Raw genomic sequence first — 17,268 nt, forward strand, 5'->3', positions numbered from 1 at the left:
TTCAAACGAAGCGATTTACTCGGCGGATGCTTTTAAGCGACGACGTATAAAACGGTAGATCGCGAGCATCAGGGCCAGCACGATGATCGCCATCAGCACGTTCTCTTCATAACGCTTGATGTCGGCGAACAGCCATTGCATTGACTGGCCGAAGATATAGCCGACACCGGCAACCAGCGGTGCCCAGATGGCTGCGCCGATCAAGTTGAAGCAGATGTAGCGCGAGACGGGGACATCGCTCATGCCAATGGCAATCGGGCCTGCGATGCGCAAGCCGTACATGAACCGTACGCCGATTATCAGACCGCTTTGGTAGCGCTGCAGCAGGGTGCTGACGCGTATTGCGGCGGGTTGCAGTTTGGGGAAGCGGATCAACAACCGGCTGCCATAGCGTCGGCCAATCAGGAAAAACAGTGTGTCGCTCGTTGCGCCGCCAAGCGCGCCGACAATCGCCAGCAGCGGGAACGACAAATAGCCTTCATGGGCCGCGAATCCGGCCAGCATCAGCACGGTTTCCCCCTCCAGGGACGCGCCGACAAACACGGCCAGATAACCGTACTCAGCAATCAACTGTGTCAGCGTCATACGCCAGCCTCATGGTGTGGGGAGTTGCCCGAGTGTGACTGATCGTCGGCAAGATTTGTTCCGTTGAGTGGCGCGGAGGCAAATCTGTAGGCGCTAACGTGTTGGCGATATAAGCAGCACTGCGGCTGTCGAGAAACAACCGCGTCGCCTGCTCCCCACACGTTGGCGCCTACAGAGCGACTGTGGACAGGCTCGAATCAGGCGCCTCTGCATAAACTAATTCATCAACGGTTGGAATAAACCTCGCGGCCATGCGTCTGGCTACTGTGAATCACTTGTAACCAACCCATTACCGAGACCGCATTATGAACCTTCCGACACTGCGTACGCTGTTCACCGCTGTATCACTGGCAGCTTTGACCTTAGGCGTCATGGGTCAAGCCCAGGCCGCGCCGGTTCACAATATTGTGTTAGTGCACGGGGCATTTGTCAGTGGGGCAGGGTGGAGGCCGGTCTACGATATTCTGCTGAAGGACGGCTACCACGTGTCGATTGCCCAGCATCCGCTGACCTCATTCAGTGACGATGTAACCGCTGTCAAACGAGTTCTGGCGATGCAAGAGGGGCCGACGATCCTGGTCGGCCACAGTTACGGCGGGGCGATCATCACTGAAGCCGGGAATGACCCATCGGTGGTTGGCCTGGTGTACATCGCCGCCCACGCATTGGACAAAGGTGAAACCGAAGTAGCAAACGGCAAGCTCTACCCTAACGCCACCAAAGCCGTGAAGAAGACGGCGGATGGTTTCCTCTACCTTGATCCGGCCTTTTACCCTGCCGACTTCGCCGCAGACCTGCCCAAGGCGCAGGCTGAGTTTGAGGCCAATTCGCAATCTCTCACTGCCGCCTCGGTATTTTCCGTCCCGGCGGGTGACCCGGCCTGGAAAATCAAGCCAAGCTGGTACGCCGTCGCCAAGTCGGACCGCATCATCAACCCTGACCTTGAACGCATGTACGCCGCCCGCGCCCACAGCCACACCGTTGAGTTAGCCGGCGCGAGCCACTCGGTCTACGAGTCGCAGCCCAAAGCCGTTGCGGCGTTGATCGAAGACGCCGCTCAGCATGCGATGGATGGCAAGTAATCGGCGTCGAGCCCTTCGCGAATGGATTCGCCCCCACTGGTGGGGGCGTTTCATCAATAACCATATGAAATATCAAATTTTTCGGCACTATCATTTTCAACGATGATCGTTACCACTCGGATTGACTTCTTAATAAATCGCCACCGCGTAGAATCCAGTCCATACCCAGTTAAACAACTAAAAACACTCTCGGAGCAACTAACATGAAAACTTCAAAACTGATCTTTGGCCTGGCTTTCTCGGTACTGGCTAGCAGCACTTTTGCTCTTCCGGCTTTTGCAGAAAATGGTTCGGCCCATACCAACGCCGTCCACGTAGCCGCTGATGGCGCTGACCACGTTGGTGCAAACCGCGTAGCAGCTGATGGCGCCGACCACGTAGGCGCAAACCGTGTAGCAGCTGATGGCGCTGATCATGTGGGTGCAAACCGCGTAGCAGCCGATGGTGCTGATCATGTGGGTGCAAACCGTGTAGCAGCCGATGGTGCTGATCATGTGGGTGCAAACCGCGTCAGCTAATCGCTTTTAGTTTCCCTTCAGCCCGGCTTTTGCCGGGCTTAATTTTGGGCGAAACAAAAGTACGCAGATGCAGTTGATCATTCTGTAGGAGCCATGGTTCTTTCAGGTAAACCGCGGTGCGCTTTTCCGAATAAATTCCATCTCACAGAATCTCGGCGGCCCTTAAAGCAATGAAGGTCCTGCGGCCCTGCTTTTTGATGAGGCAACATCAAACGCACACGTTGCCGCCTGTTAGGTCTTTGAGAGCCAGCGTTTTTCGGCACTATCATTTTCAACGATGATCGTTACCACTCGGATTGACTTCTTAATAAATCGCCACCGCGTAGAATCCAGCCCATACCCAGTTAAACAACTAAAAACACTCTTGGAGCAACTAACATGAAAACTTCAAAACTGATCTTCGGCCTGGCTTTCTCGGTACTGGCCAGCAGCACTTTTGCTCTTCCGGCTTTCGCAGAAAATGGTTCGGCCCATACCAACGCCGTCCACGTAGCCGCTGATGGTGCAGACCATGTAGGTGCAAACCGGGTAGCCGCTGATGGTGCAGACCACGTTGGCGCAAACCGTGTAGCAGCTGATGGCGCTGATCACGTTGGCGCAAACCGTGTAGCCGCTGATGGTGCTGACCACGTTGGCGCAAACCGTGTAGCCGCTGATGGAGCCGACCACGTGGGTGCAAACCGTGTAGCCGCTGATGGTGCAGACCACGTTGGCGCAAACCGTGTAGCCGCTGATGGTGCCGACCACGTGGGTGCAAACCGCGTCAGCTAATCGCTTTTAGTTTCCCTTCAGCCCGGCTTTTGCCGGGCTTAATTTTGGGCCAAACAAAAGTACGCAGATGCAGTTGATCATTCTGTAGATACTCTGTTGGCGATCAAACAGACGACGCGGCTTTTCCTGAGCACCGGGTAGAGACCTTCGCCAACAAGGTGGCTCTTATCAAACAACGCATAACTTATTGACTTGAAATAATCTGTAGGAGCTGTGTTTGCTGCGCGACAGCGCGACAGCGCGACAGCGCGACAGCGCGGCGTCGGAGACGTGGCGGAACCTCCTACAGATTCATCGCAATGGTTTTACAGGTAAACCGCGGAACCTTTTTCCCGGTTAAATTCGATCCCACGGTAAACCGGCCTTACCGCGCCAGCACCATTGCGAAGTACCCAAACACCGTCAGTAAAATCCCTGATACCGCATATGCCACTGGAAAGCCGATCCAGGGCACGGTGCTGTCGATTTCTTTTGCGGCTTCGCGGGCTGGGCCTGAGTGACTGCGGGCGCCAGCGACGCCGCCCATGAGAATGGCGGGGTTAATCTTGAACAGGTGAAAACCGATAGCCCAGACGATAAACGGTGGAATTGTACAGGCCACGAACCCCAGCCCGAATATCTTCAGGGCAATCATTGCACTCAATTGCGACACAAGACTGGCCCCGGCGTTGACGCCAACAATGGCGACGAAAAAGATCAGGCCCATGTCTTCCAGGATATTGCGCGCCGCGTTAGGTGTGTTGCCAAAGAAGCGCACCCGTGACACCAGGGACGACACGATTATTCCCGAAACCAGCAAACCACCGGCGTTACCCAAGCCCACCGATGCGCCGAACGCCGGCACTTGCACCAGACCGATCAACAAGCCCAACACCATGCCCAACGATAAGGTCAGCAAGTCGGTGGCGGTGCTGGGGCGACCGGCTTTACCGAGAATCGCGGTGGCCTTGTCGATGGCACTGCGCAGCCCAATCAGGTGCAGCACGTCCATGCGCTGCAAGCGAGTTTCCAAACCCACGGTCAACGGTGCTCCACCGCGTTCGATGCCCAGCAGTTGCACCTGGCCGGCAATTGAAGAACTGCTGAATTCCTTCAGCACTTTACCGATAGCATCACGATGGGTGACCAAAATCTCGGCTTCGTCCAATGGGATATTCAGTGCGCGTGCGTCCGGCACCTCTGGTCCGATCAGGCCCATGTGGTCGGTCAAGACATCAAGGCTGCCGCCCAACGCGATCACATCACCCACTTGCAACACCAGACTTGGATCCGCGCCCAACAACTGGGTGCCGCGCTCGACGTTCTCAATCTGGTATTGGGCGAAGCGCTGGCGAAACTGGCTGATGGTTTGTCCGTTCAGCGCTGGGTTGACCAGTCGATAAGCACGCAAGTCAAAAGGACGATAACCACTGAGGCCAGCGTCGTCGACGTTCGGTACGCCGTGTTCGATCTCATATTCCTTGGCTGCCTTGCGCGCGTCCACACCCCACCAACGCGGCAAGTATTTGCAGATCAGGATGATCCCGACGGTGCCCCAGATGTACGTGATGCCGTACGACAAGGCGATCATCGCGGTGGCAGCCGCTGCCGTGGTGCCCGGTGGAAGCGGCACGACACCGGAAGTAATCGCTTGCTCTGCCGAACCGATGGCCGCCGACATGGTTTGCGAACCGGCGAGAATGCCGCCCGCAGCGCCGACTGGCAGCGACAGCAAACGCGTGCCGAGCACGACGATTCCCAAACCGAGGAATGACGACAAAATAGCCAAAAAGGTGAACTTGAGTCCATCGCCCTTCAGGCTGTTGATAAACGATGGTCCGACGCGCAGGCCGACGCCGTACATGAACAGGTAATAAAACAGACTCTTGGTGAAGCTATCAAGCTCCAAATGCACGCCATACGCCGCGGCCCAGGAGGCTATCGCGCAGCCAATGACGATGGCCGCCGCTACTGCACCGAGGCCGTAGCCCTTGATGCTGCCACGACCGACCCATACGGACAGGCCAACTACCAGAAACAACAGAATGTAAGGGTTGCTCTGCAGAAATGTCAGAAATGCAATCACTGTGGCCTCGCACCTTGGGATGAAGCGCTATGAACACCGGGCAAACGATTTGCCCGGCGGGGTTTGAGGTGGTTTAGAGGGCGCTGATAGGGTCAGCCGACTCGGCGCCGTGGTTGAAGCTCGGCCCCGCATCTGACACCAGCACTGGATTTTTTTGCAGGAAGGCGATGGCTTTGCGCAGGTCATCCAGCAACAGGCCGATCAGATCTCGACTGACGCCATGGCGGATCAGCACGCGCTGCACAACGATCTCCTGACGGTCAGAAGGCAGTGGGTAGGACGCAATCTGCCAACCGCGCATGCGTACGCGCTCCGACAGGTCATACAGGCTGAAACCGTGGTCGATTCCGTCTTTGAGCTTGTAACAAACGGCCGGCAGACCGTCCTTGCCGTCGTAGACCAACTCCAACGGACCGAGGCGGGTGACTTCAGTCGCCAGCCACTGCGCGGTGTCCGAACAGGCTTGTTGGATGCGCGTATAACCGTCGCGACCCAAGCGTAGAAAGTTGTAGTACTGGGCAATGATTTCACCGCCTGGACGGCTGAAATTCAGGGCAAAGGTGGCCATGTTGCCGCCCAGATAATCGACGTAGAAGATCAGTTCTTCAGGCAGATCAGCTTTCGAGCTCCAAATGATCCAGCCCACCCCCAGCGGTGCGAGGCCGTATTTATGGCCCGACGCGTTGATCGACTTGACCCGCTCGATCTGGAAGTCCCATTTCAATTCTTGCTGAATAAACGGGGCGATAAAACCGCCGCTGGCCGCGTCCACGTGAATCGGAATGTTCAATCCCAGATCGCGCTGCATGGCATCCAGTTCGGCTGCCAGCGCCGCGACCGGTTCGTAGATCCCGGTAAAGGTCACGCCCAAGGTGGCAATGACACCAATAGTGTTCTCGTCGCAATACGCCCGCAGATCGGCTGGCTGTAAGCCCAACGCGTCACCGCGCAACGGTACTTCGCGGATTTCCACGTCGAAATAACGGGCAAACTTTTTCCAGCAAATCTGTACAGGGCCACAGACGAAGTTGGGCTTATCAGTTGGCAAGCCGGCGTCTTCGCGAAGTTTTTTCCAGTTCCACTTCAACGCGAGTCCACCCAACATCGCTGCTTCGCTGGAGCCAGTCGTGGAGCAGCCCACGGTCTGCCAGGACTTGGGCGCGTGCCACAGGTCAGCAATGATGTGCACGCAGCGGTTTTCGATCTCCGCGGTTTGCGGGTATTCGTCCTTGTCGATCATGTTTTTGTCGAGGGCATCAGCCATCAGTTTCTGCACTTCGGGTTCGACCCAAGTGGTGCAGAACGTCGCCAGGTTTTGCCGGGAGTTGCCGTCAAGCAACAATTCGTCGCGGACCAGGTTGTATGCGGCCGAAGGGGCGGTTGAATGGTCAGGCAGCCGATACTTGGGCAGGCGTCGCTGCGACGTGCCGCTGGAATAAACGTCTTCAATAGCGTCGTCACGGGTTTCAGCGGTTTGGTGAAGTGCCATGGAATCCAACTCTGAAAGATGTGGGAAAGGCCAGGATCATCGTCGCCAGGTGCGCCGTGGGTTTTAGCCAGTGAGGCGGCGGCGTACGTGAGCAAATGCAATGCGTAACTAACCCGTGTGACCCTACGCGCAATCGGCCGCGCCTTTATTGATTCAGATCATTGGAAGTGCTGTGCAAGGGGCTGAGGTCAGGCGCGATCCGTTGGAACCTCGCTCAAATCACGGTCCGTGAATGCCCGCGCCACGTTTTGCGCCTTGAACGCGCTGGGGGTGCGCCTAGGATGGGGTCAAGAGCTGCAGCGCAACTGCGCCAGCACGTCGCAACACGACCCGATAAGAATAATAAGCAGATAGGAGAACACCTGATGAAGCCGTTGATTGGTCTTATGCTGGGTGATGTAACCGGCATTGGCCCCGAGTTGGTCGCCAAATTATTGTCTACGCCCCAGGCACGTGAACGGGCGGACGTTGTGATTATTGGCGATGCCCGGGTACTCGAACTCGGCATGCGCGATGCCGGGTTGAAAATTCCCTATCAAATCATTACGCGCCTTAACCAGGCCGATCATAGCCAGGCGGCAGTGCCGCTGATGGATCTGCATAACGTTGACCCTGGGTTGTTTGAGCGGGGGCTGGTGAACGCCGAGTCTGGTCGGTTGACCGGTGAAACCCTGAAAATCATGACCGATTTGGCCCTGGAGGGTGAGCTGGACGGCATTTGTTTTGCGCCCCTGAACAAGGCCGGCTTGCACCGTGGCGGCTGGAACTATCACGATGAACACCAGATGTTCGCGGCCTGGACCGGGCACGTCGGGTATTTCGGCGAAGTAAACATCATCCCGCAGTTCTCGACCTTTCGCGTCACGTCCCACGTGGCGTTGCGCAAAGCGGTGGACATGGTGCAACCGGACCGCATCGAAGGTGCGTTACAACTGGCCCACGACACCCTGCGTGCCCTCGGCAACAGCGCGCCGCGTATCGGCGTGGCAGCGCTTAACCCCCATGGTGGAGAAAACGGACTGTTCGGTGACGAAGAGATCACGATCATCCGGCCGACCCTGGAAGCCTTGCGCCTTAAAGGGTTGGCCTGCGAGGGGCCATTTCCGTCCGACACGGTATTTATCAAGGCGCGTAATGGTGATTTCGACGCGGTGGTGATCATGTACCACGACCAAGGCCAGATCGCGACCAAGCTGCTGGGCTTCTCCTCGGGTGTAACCCTCACCGGCGGCCTAAAAACCGTGTATGCCACACCTGCCCACGGTGTGGCATACGACATCGTCGGCAAAGGCATCGCCGATGTGGGTGCCATGGCCGCAGCATTTCGGGTCGCCACCGATAACGCTGCTGCGCGCAAACACAAGGCGCTGCAGGTCTAGAACGGTCAGGCTCAATAATCTCAATAATAAGAAAGCAAGCGAGGCAAACGCTATGTTCGAGAATTTCAAAAAAACCATGGTCAAAACCAGCGGTGCAGAAATTGTCACGGTCGTCGGCGGCGAAGGGCCACCATTGCTGTTGATGCACGGCAACCCATTCAATCACCTGTCCTGGCACAAGATCGCACCGCGCCTGGCGCAAGACTTCACCGTGGTCTGCACTGACCTGCGCGGTTACGGCGACAGCTCGAAACCGGCGGGCGGCGGTGATCACTCGGACTATTCGTTCCGCTCCATGGCTCAGGATCAGGTGGAAGTCATGCAGTCCCTGGGCTTCGATACATTCAACGCTGCTGGCCATGACCGGGGTGCACGAGTATTGCACCGGATGTGCCTGGACCACGGCGACACGGTGCTGAAAGCCGGTTTCGTGGACATGTTGCCGCAGCACCATCTGCTGAACAACGTGACCCGTCAGTGGGCGAAGTTCTCCTGGCATTGGTTCTTCATGACCCAGGATGCGCCCACGCCAGAAAGGATGATGGACGCCGATCCGGAGTTCTTCATTTTGCGCAAGTTGTCCAAAACCGATCAAGGCACCCGGTTTTTCGGTCCGGAGGCCTTGGCTGATTACATCCGTTGCATCAAGAACCCGGCCACCACCCACGCCATGTGTGAAGACTATCGCGCCACGTTCGGCATCGATCTGGACATGGACACCGTGGACTTCGAGGCAGGGCGTCGGGTGGAAAACCCTTCGCTGATCCTCTGGGGCGAAAAAGGCGGCGTCGGTCGCAACCACGACGCCGCAGAAATCTGGAGCCGCTACGCCAACAACATTGTGCAGACGGCCACAGTGCCCTCCGGGCATTACTTGCAGGAAGAGTGTCCAGACGAGACTTACGAGGTGTTGAGTAACTTCTTCAAGTAAGAGAGGCCAGTTAAGTCAGTAAGCCTGCGCGACACAGGCGGTCTTCGCGGCCGCCTGCCCACTACAACTATAAGAACGGTGGAAAAAATGTTACCTACTCTTGCGCAAAAACGCAGAGCGACGCTGACGTTCGTGTTGCTTTGCGTCATGGCGTTCATCATGTACATCGATCGCAGCAACCTAGCGATCGCGGCACCTACCATCAGCAGAGAACTGGGCTTCAGCAACACCCACTTGGGCATGATGTTTTCTGCTTTCGCGCTCGCCTATAGCTGCTTCATGATCCCCGGCGGCTGGTTGAGCGACCGCATTGGCTCGCGCAAGGCGATGCTGGTGTATGGCGTGATCTGGTCAGTCGCCACCATCGCCACGGGCCTGGTCAGTGGTCTGGTTGCATTGGTCATCGCCCGCTTTGTCGTCGGTGTCGGTGAGGCGCCGATTTACCCGACTGCGGCGCGCATGATCGCCCGGGTCATTCCCATCACTCAACGCGGTACGGCCCAAGGCGTGATGCATGCATCAGGTCGTCTGGCCAACGCCTTGGCGCCGCTGATCGTAACGTTTCTGATTCTCCAGTTTTCCTGGCGCCTGGCCTTTTTGATCCTGGGCGTGGTCACGTTAGTCTTTATGTTCGTGATGTATTTCGGTTTGAGCGAGTCGAAGAAACAAGTCGATGAACAGGCGGCAGTGGCGCCGGTATTTATCGGCAAACCGGTGCATTGGCCTAGCATGTTGCGCAAAGTCTGGCCCGCCGCTGCGACCTGCTTTTGTCACGGTTGGGTGCTGTGGTTTTTTCTGAACTGGATCCCGTCTTTTTTCTCACAGCGTTACGGCATGGACCTGACGCACACCGCCGTATTTTCGACCGTGGTGTTGCTCGGCGGCACAGTCGGCACGGCGGTCGGCGGCATGCTCTCGGACTGGCGTTTCAAAGTGACTGGCAACCGCTTGCGCTCGCGGCGTGACCTGATCATCTTTGGATTTCTGGCATCGATAATCGGTTTGATTCCACTTATGTTCACCCAAGACATCATGGTGTGCGCCCTGAGTCTGAGCTTCTCATTCTTTTGTTCAGAGTTGGCCGATTCGCCACTGTGGGTCATTGGCACCGAGATTTCTTATGAACACTTCGCTACTTCTAGCGCGTGTACCTTCTTCGGCATGGCGGTGGCCGGTGCCGTATCGCCGGTAGTCATCGGCTGGTTGTTGGACATCACGGGCAACAACTGGGCAGCGGCCTTTGCGGCCTCGATTGTCGTCGTATTGCTCGGCCCGATATTGGCCATGTTCATCAAGCTGGATGAAGAGCCGCACCCGACGGCAGTGGCCGCCGAGACCAGCGGATGTGCGGTTACCCATTCTTGAACACGTTGGCTCTTCTCAAAAACGCATAACTTGCTGAAAACCGTCGGCCTCAGCCTTGATTGATCTTCTTCAGCCAGTTATCCAGATCGATGATTTCGTTATCGCTGATGGTGTGCCCGATCCCAAGGTAGGCATGAAACTCGGGTTCGATGGCCAGCTTTTTCAACGCCGTTACCGCGTCAGTACCGCCCTCGAACGGCAGTTTTTGGTCGACGGTACCGTGGCCGATGAACACTTCAAGCGATTTGAAGTTCGGCGACGGTTTCACTTCTGCTCTTAATACAGGCAGAAACTTGCCACTCAAGGCGGCTATTCCACGGAGGATTTCGGGGCGCCGCAGGGCAACTTCATACGACATGATCGCGCCCTGGCTAAAACCGACGAGGAACACCTTGTCCGGCTGGGTGCGGTACTTTTCGGTGGCTTTGACGACAAAGTCTGAAATCAACGCTTCGCTGCTTTTCAAATCACCGGTTACGCCGTCGTATGCGCCGTTGCCCGGCGTTTTGTTGAACCATTGATAGCTGTCTGGCCCCACTTCAAGCGGCGCCCGTGCCGATAAAAACGTGTACCCGGCGGGCAGTTGGTCTTTGATATCAAAAAGGTCTTCTTCGTTGCTGCCAGAACCATGAAGGAAGATGATCAGCGGCTGGTTGCGCGATTGAGCGTCGCTCTGCTCCAGATAACTCAATGGCAAGTCGGTCAGCAGTGGGGATTGCGCGTGTGCTGCGGTGGATACAAGGATAAACAATGCCGCGAGAAACTTGATCATAGGCCTGCCTTTTCACCGCCTGTCAGGATTGAGGGCCGAGCTTAGCACTGTCGACCGAAGCGTTTGCGCTCAAGCCAATGTCTCCAGCGCATCCACCACCTGACGCAGTGCTTTGCTGACGGGCTTGTCCTGACGCAGCACGATGCCTAAGGTGCGAGTCAATGCGGGCGTCAGGCTGCGGATTTGCAACCCGCGCCGGTGGTGGGCAGCCGCGACCGACACGCTCGGCACGATGCTGTAGCCCAGGCCGGCAGCCACCATTTCCTTGATCGCTTCGATACTGCCCAACTCCATGACGGGTTTGATTCGAATCCCCGACTCCGCAAACCACTGGTTGATCAGCGTTCGTGTACGGCTGCCCGCTTCGAAGATAACCAGCGGGTAATTGATCAGAGTGTCAGGGGTGATCTGCTCCGCAAGGCCTGTTTCGCCAGTACTGAAGATCGCAACAAAGTCGTCGCTCAGCAGTGGCGTGACGGACAGACTGCGGCCAGCAGCGGGCAGTGTCACCAAGGCCAGATCCAACCGATTCTCCTCGACCGCCTTCAATACGCCTTCGGTATTACCAATGCTGACCCGAACTTCCAGCGCCGGAAACTGCTGCCTTAGGCGTTGAAGGATAGGTGGCAACAGATGAATGCAGGCGGTCGCTCCAGTGCCGATGGCGATGTTGCCGGTGACTGCTTGCGAGTGAATCGAGAGGTCCAGCAGCGCGTTTTCGACGGCGGCGTCGATGTGGACAATATGTTCCAGCAGTACGCTGCCAGCGGACGTGGGCTTGACACGCTTGCCGACGCGTTCGATTAACCGTGCATTCAGCCGCTGTTCCAACTGACGAATTTGCAGACTGACGGCCGGTTGGGTCAAGCCCAGCTCTGCGCCTGCCGCTGAAAAGCTGCCACAGGCGATGACGCAAGAATACGTATGAAGATGATTAAGGTTGAGTCGATGCATCTCAAAGAATTTCTTATGCAATGAATAAGCGATCATAACTTTTTTTAAGTGAACGAGATCGGCATCATTGCGCCTATCCAATCGCCACTGAAGCAGATGAACCATGCACATCCGCGAGACCCTTATCCTGCGCAACGCCCGTGACGAAGACATGCCCAGCGTCCAAAGCATTTACGCGCAACATGTGCTGGGCGGAATTGCCAGTTTTGAGCTGGAAGCGCCAAGCGTGGCCGACATGATGATCCGGCGTTCCGACATCCTCGCCAAAGGGTTGCCATACCTGGTGGCGGAGTTGGCGGGGGAGGTGGTGGGTTATGGTTACGCAACGCTGTACCGCCCCCGCCCTGGCTATCGTTTTACCGCCGAAGACTCGGTTTATGTGCGTGACGGCCTGGGCGGGAAGGGCATTGGTCAGGCATTGCTCGGCGCGGTTGTCGAACACTGTACCCACGGCGGCTGGCGACAAATGATCGCAATCATTGGCAACAGTGAAAACCACGGGTCAATCCGCCTGCACGAGCGTCTCGGGTTTCATCGTGTGGGGGTGTTTGAATCGGTGGGCTTCAAGCACGGACGTTGGGTAGATACCGTGTTGATGCAGCGCACCCTGGGCGATGGTTCGCACAGTTCACCGCCTGAATAATCCCCGCATAGCCTCCTGTTAACCCTTGCCCTATGCATTTGAAATATGCATCTACACTCGTTGCAGCAATTGCCTCGCGTGCAGACATGCCGGTTCGATAACGGCTGCAACGCGTTAATCAGGGATATCAAAAGGAAGTCTGGCATGCGCGGACGCATCAATTTACGCCCTTGGCTGGCGGTGGGTATCGTCACATGCTGCCCGTTGGCGATGGCCACTGAAGGCGGAATGGGCAGGCCCATCACCGGCCAGCAAATCTTTTCCAACGCTGGCGTTATCCCTCCAGAACCGGGCTGGATCATGTCGGTGACCAGCATCTATTACGAAGGCACGCTTAAAGGCGGAAGAGGCGTTCCGTTGATTGGTGCGGTAAGCACAGGCCTTGATGTGAAAGCCGAGTACACCATCGGCAATTTCACCCATGTATGGGACACCGGCAAAGGCCGTTGGAATTTTGCCTCGGGATTCGGTGTGCCCCTCCAGTACACCGATATCAGCGCCAACCTCACCGGACCGCGTGGTCGGACGGTTGGACAAAACGACACCGGCACCCAGTTCGCCGACCTGCTGCTGACGCCCATTGCCGCCGGTTATCACTTCTCCGCCACTGACCATATTTCGTTTTCTTTGCCGATTTATGTACCGACCGGCGCGTATAACCAGGACCGTTTGGCCAACCCTGGGCAGAACGACTATACCTTCATGCCCACCGTCGCCTACACCCACCTCGATGGCAGCGGCGGCGAATTCAGCCTGATGAGTTCAGTGGAGTACTACACCAAAAATCACGACACCGATTATCACAGCGGGCCGGTGTTTACCCTCGATGGATTGTGGACACACGGTTTGGGCAGTGGCTGGAACGCAGGGGTGGTGGCCGGGTTTGTCGATCAAATTGCCGACGACAAGGGACCCACCGCCGATGCACTGGGGGGCTTTCGCGGGCGTTCGTTCGGTGCCGGTCCGACGGTGGGCTGGAGCGGTAAGTTCGCCGACACCCAAGCCAGTGTCAGCGCACGCTGGGTGCCGGAGTTCGACACCAAAAACCGCCCCGAAGGTAATGGCTTCAGTCTGAATCTAACTCTGTTGTTTTTGTAAAGGCGCGCTCCATCCTCAAGCGCCATTGTCCATTGAACCGCAGTTCGGTGATCGACAGCGGCTCAATGTCGATGGCATTAAAAGCGGCGGTTGAGCAGTGCAGGGCATGCACGATGGCGGCACGGATGACGAACGGGTGAGTGATCGCGACTATATGGCCAAAGGCATGGCCAGGCGCGCGCAGGCTATCGAGCCAGGCGCCGACCCGGGCGCAAACATCGACGATGGATTCACCGCCATGGGGTGCACTGGCGCTGTCGCTGATCCATGCACTCAGTGCTTCAGGTTCAACGGCCTGGAGGTCGTTGATCCGTTGCCCTTGCCAGCGCCCGAAGTCGCAGTCACGCAAGGCCGCCACTGTCTCTACCTGTGTTGCAAACAACTGGGCGGTCTGACGGGCCCGAGCTTCCGGGGCGCATACAAATCGCGCGGATGCCTTGAACGTTTCAGACAGCGATTGAGCTGAAGCCTGCCAATCCATTTCGATGGACTCGTTTTGTGGGAAACGCCCTAGTTTTTGCGCGACGGTTCGGGCGTGGCAGATCAATGTCAGACGGATAGGCATGGCGGTTCACGCTGGTTTTACGAATTCAGAAGAGTACACTGCCCGAGCAGTTGCAACATGTTGCAAAGCAGGAAGCCGGTTCGATTCCGGCGCGGTCGCGCCACTGTGTTCGGTCATTGCCGTAAGCCAGACCTTGTTTTGTCCACCCCCCATCATCCGTATTGGGACGCGAGTTCCCTGGAGGCTTTCATGTCTTATAACGCTACAACCCACGCTGATACTTCGCTGCCCGTCATCCCCTTGGGCGAGATTTTGCCTTGGGCTGTCTTTGTCGGTTTGCTGCTGATGCTTGCACTTTATTTCGTTGGCGCTGAACAAGGCGCTACGTCGATGTTTTCCGGTATGTATGTCCATGAGTTTGTGCATGACGGTCGCCACCTGCTCGGCTTCCCTTGCCACTAACTGTTAGGAAAAAGACATGACTGGGCAATTACTTTTAAGGGGAATGCTGGTGGGCTTGCTCGCCGGCCTTCTCGCGTTTGGCTTTGCAAAAGTATTCGGTGAGCCGCAGATCGACCAGGCGATTGCTTTCGAAGAGCATCATATGTCGGCGATGCACGGCGATGCACCGGAAGAAGAGCTGGTCAGCCGCGAGGTGCAAAGTACCTTCGGTTTGTTTACTGGCGTTCTTGTTTACAGCGTCTCGCTGGGTGGGATATTCGCGCTGGTATTTTCTTACTCGTTGGGTCGTGTGGGTAATATTGGCCCACGTGGTCTGGCGGCATTGTTGGCCTTGGCAGCCTTCGTGGCGATCATTCTGGTACCGGGTCTCAAGTACCCGGCCAATCCGCCGTCCATCGGCGACCCGGAAACCATCGGCAAGCGCACCAAGCTGTTTTTCCTGATGATGCTGCTTTCCGTGGCTGCGATGGTCATTGCGATCAATGCGGCGCGTAAGCTGATCGCCACACGGGGTGTCTGGAATGGCGCGTTGTTGGCCGTGGCGCTGTACGCCCTGATCATGGTGCTGGCGACGGCGATGTTCCCTACTGTCAATGAAGTCCCGGCGGATTTTTCGGCCATGCTGCTGTGGAAATTCCGTACCGTCTCGATGGGCATTCAAATAGTATTGTGGACCACCGTTGGTTTGGCCTTTGGCTGGCTGGCCGAGCGTAAACTCAAGCCAGAGAATTCGACGCCTCGGGCAAAGCTGCAGTCGTGACGTTTTCAGTTTAATTGCAGAGGCCCGCGTCGTGCGGGCCTCTTGCTGTGTGCGGTAATTCGTGGTTTTCAACGCTATTGGACTTTGATCCGAGAGGGGCTCATGACAACGACTGTTTTAGTATTGGTAGAAACCATCAACGACTACCTGCCGATAATCGAAAACAGCGGCTTTACGCTGATTCTTGCGCCGACCCCGGCCGAGCGCGCCAAGGCGATTGCGACCCATGGCGAGCAAATCAAGGCGGTACTGACCCGTGGACCGCTGGGTTTGTATGCCGATGAAATGGCTGCGCTGCCGCATCTGGAAATCATCTGCGTGATTGGCGCCGGTTATGAACACGTCGACCTTCACGCGGCCCGGGCTCGGGGTGTGGTGGTGACCAACGGAGCAGGGGTCAACGCACCTTCGGTAGCCGACCATGCCATGGCCTTGTTGTTGTCACTGGTGCGCGATATTCCGCGGGCAGACGCCTCGGTGCGCCGTGGCGAATGGAGCAAAGTCATGCGTCCTTCGCTGGCTGGCAAGCGCCTCGGTATTCTCGGTTTGGGCTCGGTGGGCATGGCCATCGCCAAGCGTGCGCTAGGGTTCGATATGTCAGTGAGCTACCATAATCGTCGGCCACGCAACGATGTGCCCTACGCTTATTGCGCCACGGTGGGTGAGTTGGCGTTAGCGTCAGACTTCTTTGTCGTCGCCACGCCGGGCGGTGCTGGAACCCATTCACTGGTGAATAAAAACGTACTTGAGGCCCTTGGCCCTGATGGATTTATCGTCAATATCGCCCGCGCCAGCGTGATTTCCACGGCTGATCTGATAGATGCCCTGCAACATCAACGTATTGCTGGCGCCGCGTTGGACGTATTCGATGATGAGCCGCAAGTGCCCGACGCGCTCAAGGCCTTGAGCAATGTGGTCCTGACCCCGCATGTCGCCGGGCTATCACCGCAAGCGTCCCAGGGGACCGTGCAGTTGGTTGCCGATAACTTGTTGGCGTACTTTTCCGGCAAGCCAGTGCTGACGCCGGTTCCGTTGCCGGTTTAATGCCGGGCGCAGTTCAGGGTTCATCAAATGTGAGACCTGCGTTGTTCCGTCCAAAAGAGTCACTGTTCTGTCCAACCTGTTTTTATCGGACCTGCGCACAATAAGGCCATGCCTGCTATCAATTGGCTGCCTTACAGGAGAAGACCATGAGTGATTTTGTGATTGCACCGGTTACTGCCCCGTCGCTGGCCGTAGAGGGTACGTCGAGCCGTTTTCCTATTCGTCGCGTGTTTTGCGTCGGTCGTAATTACTCGGAGCACGCCCGTGAAATGGGCCATGATCCCGACCGCGAGCCGCCATTCTTTTTCATGAAACCGGCGGATGCCGTGGTTTCGGCAGAAGGGACTATCACCTATCCGGCGCTGACCGAAGACCTGCACCATGAAATTGAACTGGTGGTGGCCATTGGCAAAGACGGCGTGGATATCGCGCCTGAAGATGCGTTGAGTCATGTTTGGGGCTATGCCGTCGGCGCAGACCTGACTCGTCGCGACATTCAAGCCCAAGCGAAAAAAATGGGCCGTCCATGGGATTGGGCCAAAGGTTTTGATGAGTCTGGTCCGAGCTCGCCGCTGAAACCGGTCAGCAGCATTGGTCACCCGGAAAAAGGCGCGATCTGGTTACAGGTCAACGGCGTTGAACGTCAGCGCGGCGACCTCAGCGACCAGATTTGGCCGGTGAAAGACGTCATTAGCTACATTTCGCAGTCGGTCAGACTCAAAGCGGGTGACTTGATATTCACCGGTACGCCAGCTGGCGTCGGCGCCCTGCAGGTGGGTGATGTAGTCCACGGCGGCATCGATGGGCTCAATGAATTCACCTTTACGGTCGGCGCTCGCTAACGT

18 protein-coding genes and 1 riboswitch are annotated in these 17,268 nt (G+C 56.9%); of the genes, 12 read left to right on the forward strand and 6 right to left on the reverse strand.

Annotated elements, in window-relative coordinates; genetic code table 11:
* Positions 1 to 15: 15 nt before the first annotated feature.
* A complete protein-coding gene (locus JWR17_RS15115; RefSeq protein ID WP_299832728.1) occupies positions 16 to 585 on the reverse strand; it encodes a DedA family protein in 570 nt (189 codons plus the stop codon).
* 305 nt (positions 586 to 890) lie between these two features.
* Between JWR17_RS15115 and JWR17_RS15120 the strand changes: the two genes are divergently transcribed.
* The 3 genes from JWR17_RS15120 (at position 891) to JWR17_RS26365 (ending at position 2,956) form a co-directional block, all read left to right on the forward strand.
* On the forward strand, positions 891 to 1,667 hold the full coding sequence (locus tag JWR17_RS15120) for an alpha/beta hydrolase (RefSeq protein ID WP_299832729.1): 777 nt from the start codon (positions 891 to 893) through the stop codon (positions 1,665 to 1,667).
* Between the two features lie 203 nt (positions 1,668 to 1,870).
* Positions 1,871 to 2,185 carry a hypothetical protein gene (locus JWR17_RS15125; RefSeq protein WP_299832730.1) on the forward strand — a complete coding sequence of 105 codons (315 nt, stop codon included), beginning with the start codon at positions 1,871 to 1,873 and terminating at the stop codon, positions 2,183 to 2,185.
* Between the two features lie 378 nt (positions 2,186 to 2,563).
* On the forward strand, positions 2,564 to 2,956 hold the full coding sequence (locus JWR17_RS26365; protein WP_366944160.1) for a hypothetical protein: 393 nt from the start codon (positions 2,564 to 2,566) through the stop codon (positions 2,954 to 2,956).
* 364 nt (positions 2,957 to 3,320) lie between these two features.
* Here the strand turns inward: JWR17_RS26365 and JWR17_RS15135 are convergent, their stop codons facing one another.
* Together JWR17_RS15135 and JWR17_RS15140 are read right to left on the reverse strand one after the other, a co-directional pair.
* The gene (locus JWR17_RS15135) at positions 3,321 to 5,021 is read right to left on the reverse strand and encodes a transporter (protein WP_299832732.1); all 1,701 of its coding nucleotides are present in this window, start codon (positions 5,019 to 5,021) and stop codon (positions 3,321 to 3,323) included.
* A gap of 73 nt (positions 5,022 to 5,094) precedes the next feature.
* Positions 5,095 to 6,510 carry a glutamate decarboxylase gene (locus tag JWR17_RS15140; RefSeq protein WP_299832734.1) on the reverse strand — a complete coding sequence of 472 codons (1,416 nt, stop codon included), beginning with the start codon at positions 6,508 to 6,510 and terminating at the stop codon, positions 5,095 to 5,097.
* Positions 6,511 to 6,875: 365 nt separating this feature from the next.
* On the opposite strand from JWR17_RS15140, the gene JWR17_RS15145 reads away from it, so the two are divergent.
* The 3 genes from JWR17_RS15145 to JWR17_RS15155 all read left to right on the forward strand — a co-directional run bounded on the left by JWR17_RS15145 (position 6,876) and on the right by JWR17_RS15155 (position 10,185).
* Positions 6,876 to 7,889, forward strand: coding sequence for a 4-hydroxythreonine-4-phosphate dehydrogenase PdxA (locus JWR17_RS15145; protein WP_299832735.1), 1,014 nt, complete (start codon positions 6,876 to 6,878; stop codon positions 7,887 to 7,889).
* A gap of 52 nt (positions 7,890 to 7,941) precedes the next feature.
* Positions 7,942 to 8,820 carry an alpha/beta hydrolase gene (locus JWR17_RS15150; protein WP_299832736.1) on the forward strand — a complete coding sequence of 293 codons (879 nt, stop codon included), beginning with the start codon at positions 7,942 to 7,944 and terminating at the stop codon, positions 8,818 to 8,820.
* A gap of 87 nt (positions 8,821 to 8,907) precedes the next feature.
* A complete protein-coding gene (locus JWR17_RS15155; protein WP_299832737.1) occupies positions 8,908 to 10,185 on the forward strand; it encodes an MFS transporter in 1,278 nt (425 codons plus the stop codon).
* 49 nt (positions 10,186 to 10,234) lie between these two features.
* Here JWR17_RS15155 and JWR17_RS15160 read toward each other — a convergent pair whose 3' ends face one another.
* On the reverse strand, positions 10,235 to 10,957 hold the full coding sequence (locus JWR17_RS15160; protein WP_299832738.1) for a dienelactone hydrolase family protein: 723 nt from the start codon (positions 10,955 to 10,957) through the stop codon (positions 10,235 to 10,237).
* Between the two features lie 69 nt (positions 10,958 to 11,026).
* Positions 11,027 to 11,911: a LysR family transcriptional regulator gene (locus JWR17_RS15165; protein WP_299832739.1), complete on the reverse strand. Its 885-nt coding sequence runs from the start codon at positions 11,909 to 11,911 to the stop codon at positions 11,027 to 11,029.
* Between the two features lie 109 nt (positions 11,912 to 12,020).
* Between JWR17_RS15165 and JWR17_RS15170 the strand changes: the two genes are divergently transcribed.
* Entirely contained in the window at positions 12,021 to 12,554 is a 534-nt protein-coding gene (locus JWR17_RS15170) for a GNAT family N-acetyltransferase (RefSeq protein ID WP_299832779.1), read from the forward strand.
* Positions 12,555 to 12,698: 144 nt separating this feature from the next.
* A complete protein-coding gene (locus JWR17_RS15175) occupies positions 12,699 to 13,652 on the forward strand; it encodes a transporter (RefSeq protein WP_299832740.1) in 954 nt (317 codons plus the stop codon).
* Here JWR17_RS15175 and JWR17_RS15180 read toward each other — a convergent pair.
* Positions 13,621 to 14,217 (reverse strand): histidine phosphatase family protein, encoded by a 597-nt coding sequence (locus JWR17_RS15180; protein ID WP_299832741.1) that lies wholly within the window; start codon positions 14,215 to 14,217, stop codon positions 13,621 to 13,623. The two genes, JWR17_RS15175 and JWR17_RS15180, sit on opposite strands and share 32 nt — an antisense overlap.
* A 28-nt stretch (positions 14,218 to 14,245) precedes the next feature.
* Positions 14,246 to 14,368: riboswitch (cobalamin riboswitch) on the forward strand.
* Positions 14,369 to 14,406: 38 nt separating this feature from the next.
* On the opposite strand from JWR17_RS15180, the gene JWR17_RS15185 reads away from it, so the two are divergent.
* The 4 genes from JWR17_RS15185 to JWR17_RS15200 all read left to right on the forward strand — a co-directional run bounded on the left by JWR17_RS15185 (position 14,407) and on the right by JWR17_RS15200 (position 17,265).
* Positions 14,407 to 14,619, forward strand: coding sequence for a CbtB-domain containing protein (locus JWR17_RS15185; protein WP_299832742.1), 213 nt, complete (start codon positions 14,407 to 14,409; stop codon positions 14,617 to 14,619).
* A 16-nt stretch (positions 14,620 to 14,635) separates the two neighbouring features.
* Positions 14,636 to 15,379, forward strand: coding sequence for a CbtA family protein (locus JWR17_RS15190; protein WP_299832743.1), 744 nt, complete (start codon positions 14,636 to 14,638; stop codon positions 15,377 to 15,379).
* Between the two features lie 102 nt (positions 15,380 to 15,481).
* Positions 15,482 to 16,423: a 2-hydroxyacid dehydrogenase gene (locus JWR17_RS15195; protein WP_299832744.1), complete on the forward strand. Its 942-nt coding sequence runs from the start codon at positions 15,482 to 15,484 to the stop codon at positions 16,421 to 16,423.
* 146 nt (positions 16,424 to 16,569) lie between these two features.
* Entirely contained in the window at positions 16,570 to 17,265 is a 696-nt protein-coding gene (locus tag JWR17_RS15200) for a fumarylacetoacetate hydrolase family protein (protein ID WP_299832745.1), read from the forward strand.
* Positions 17,266 to 17,268 lie beyond the last annotated feature (3 nt).

The organism is Pseudomonas sp., from assembly GCF_028293835.1.
GTDB lineage: Bacteria > Pseudomonadota > Gammaproteobacteria > Pseudomonadales > Pseudomonadaceae > Aquipseudomonas.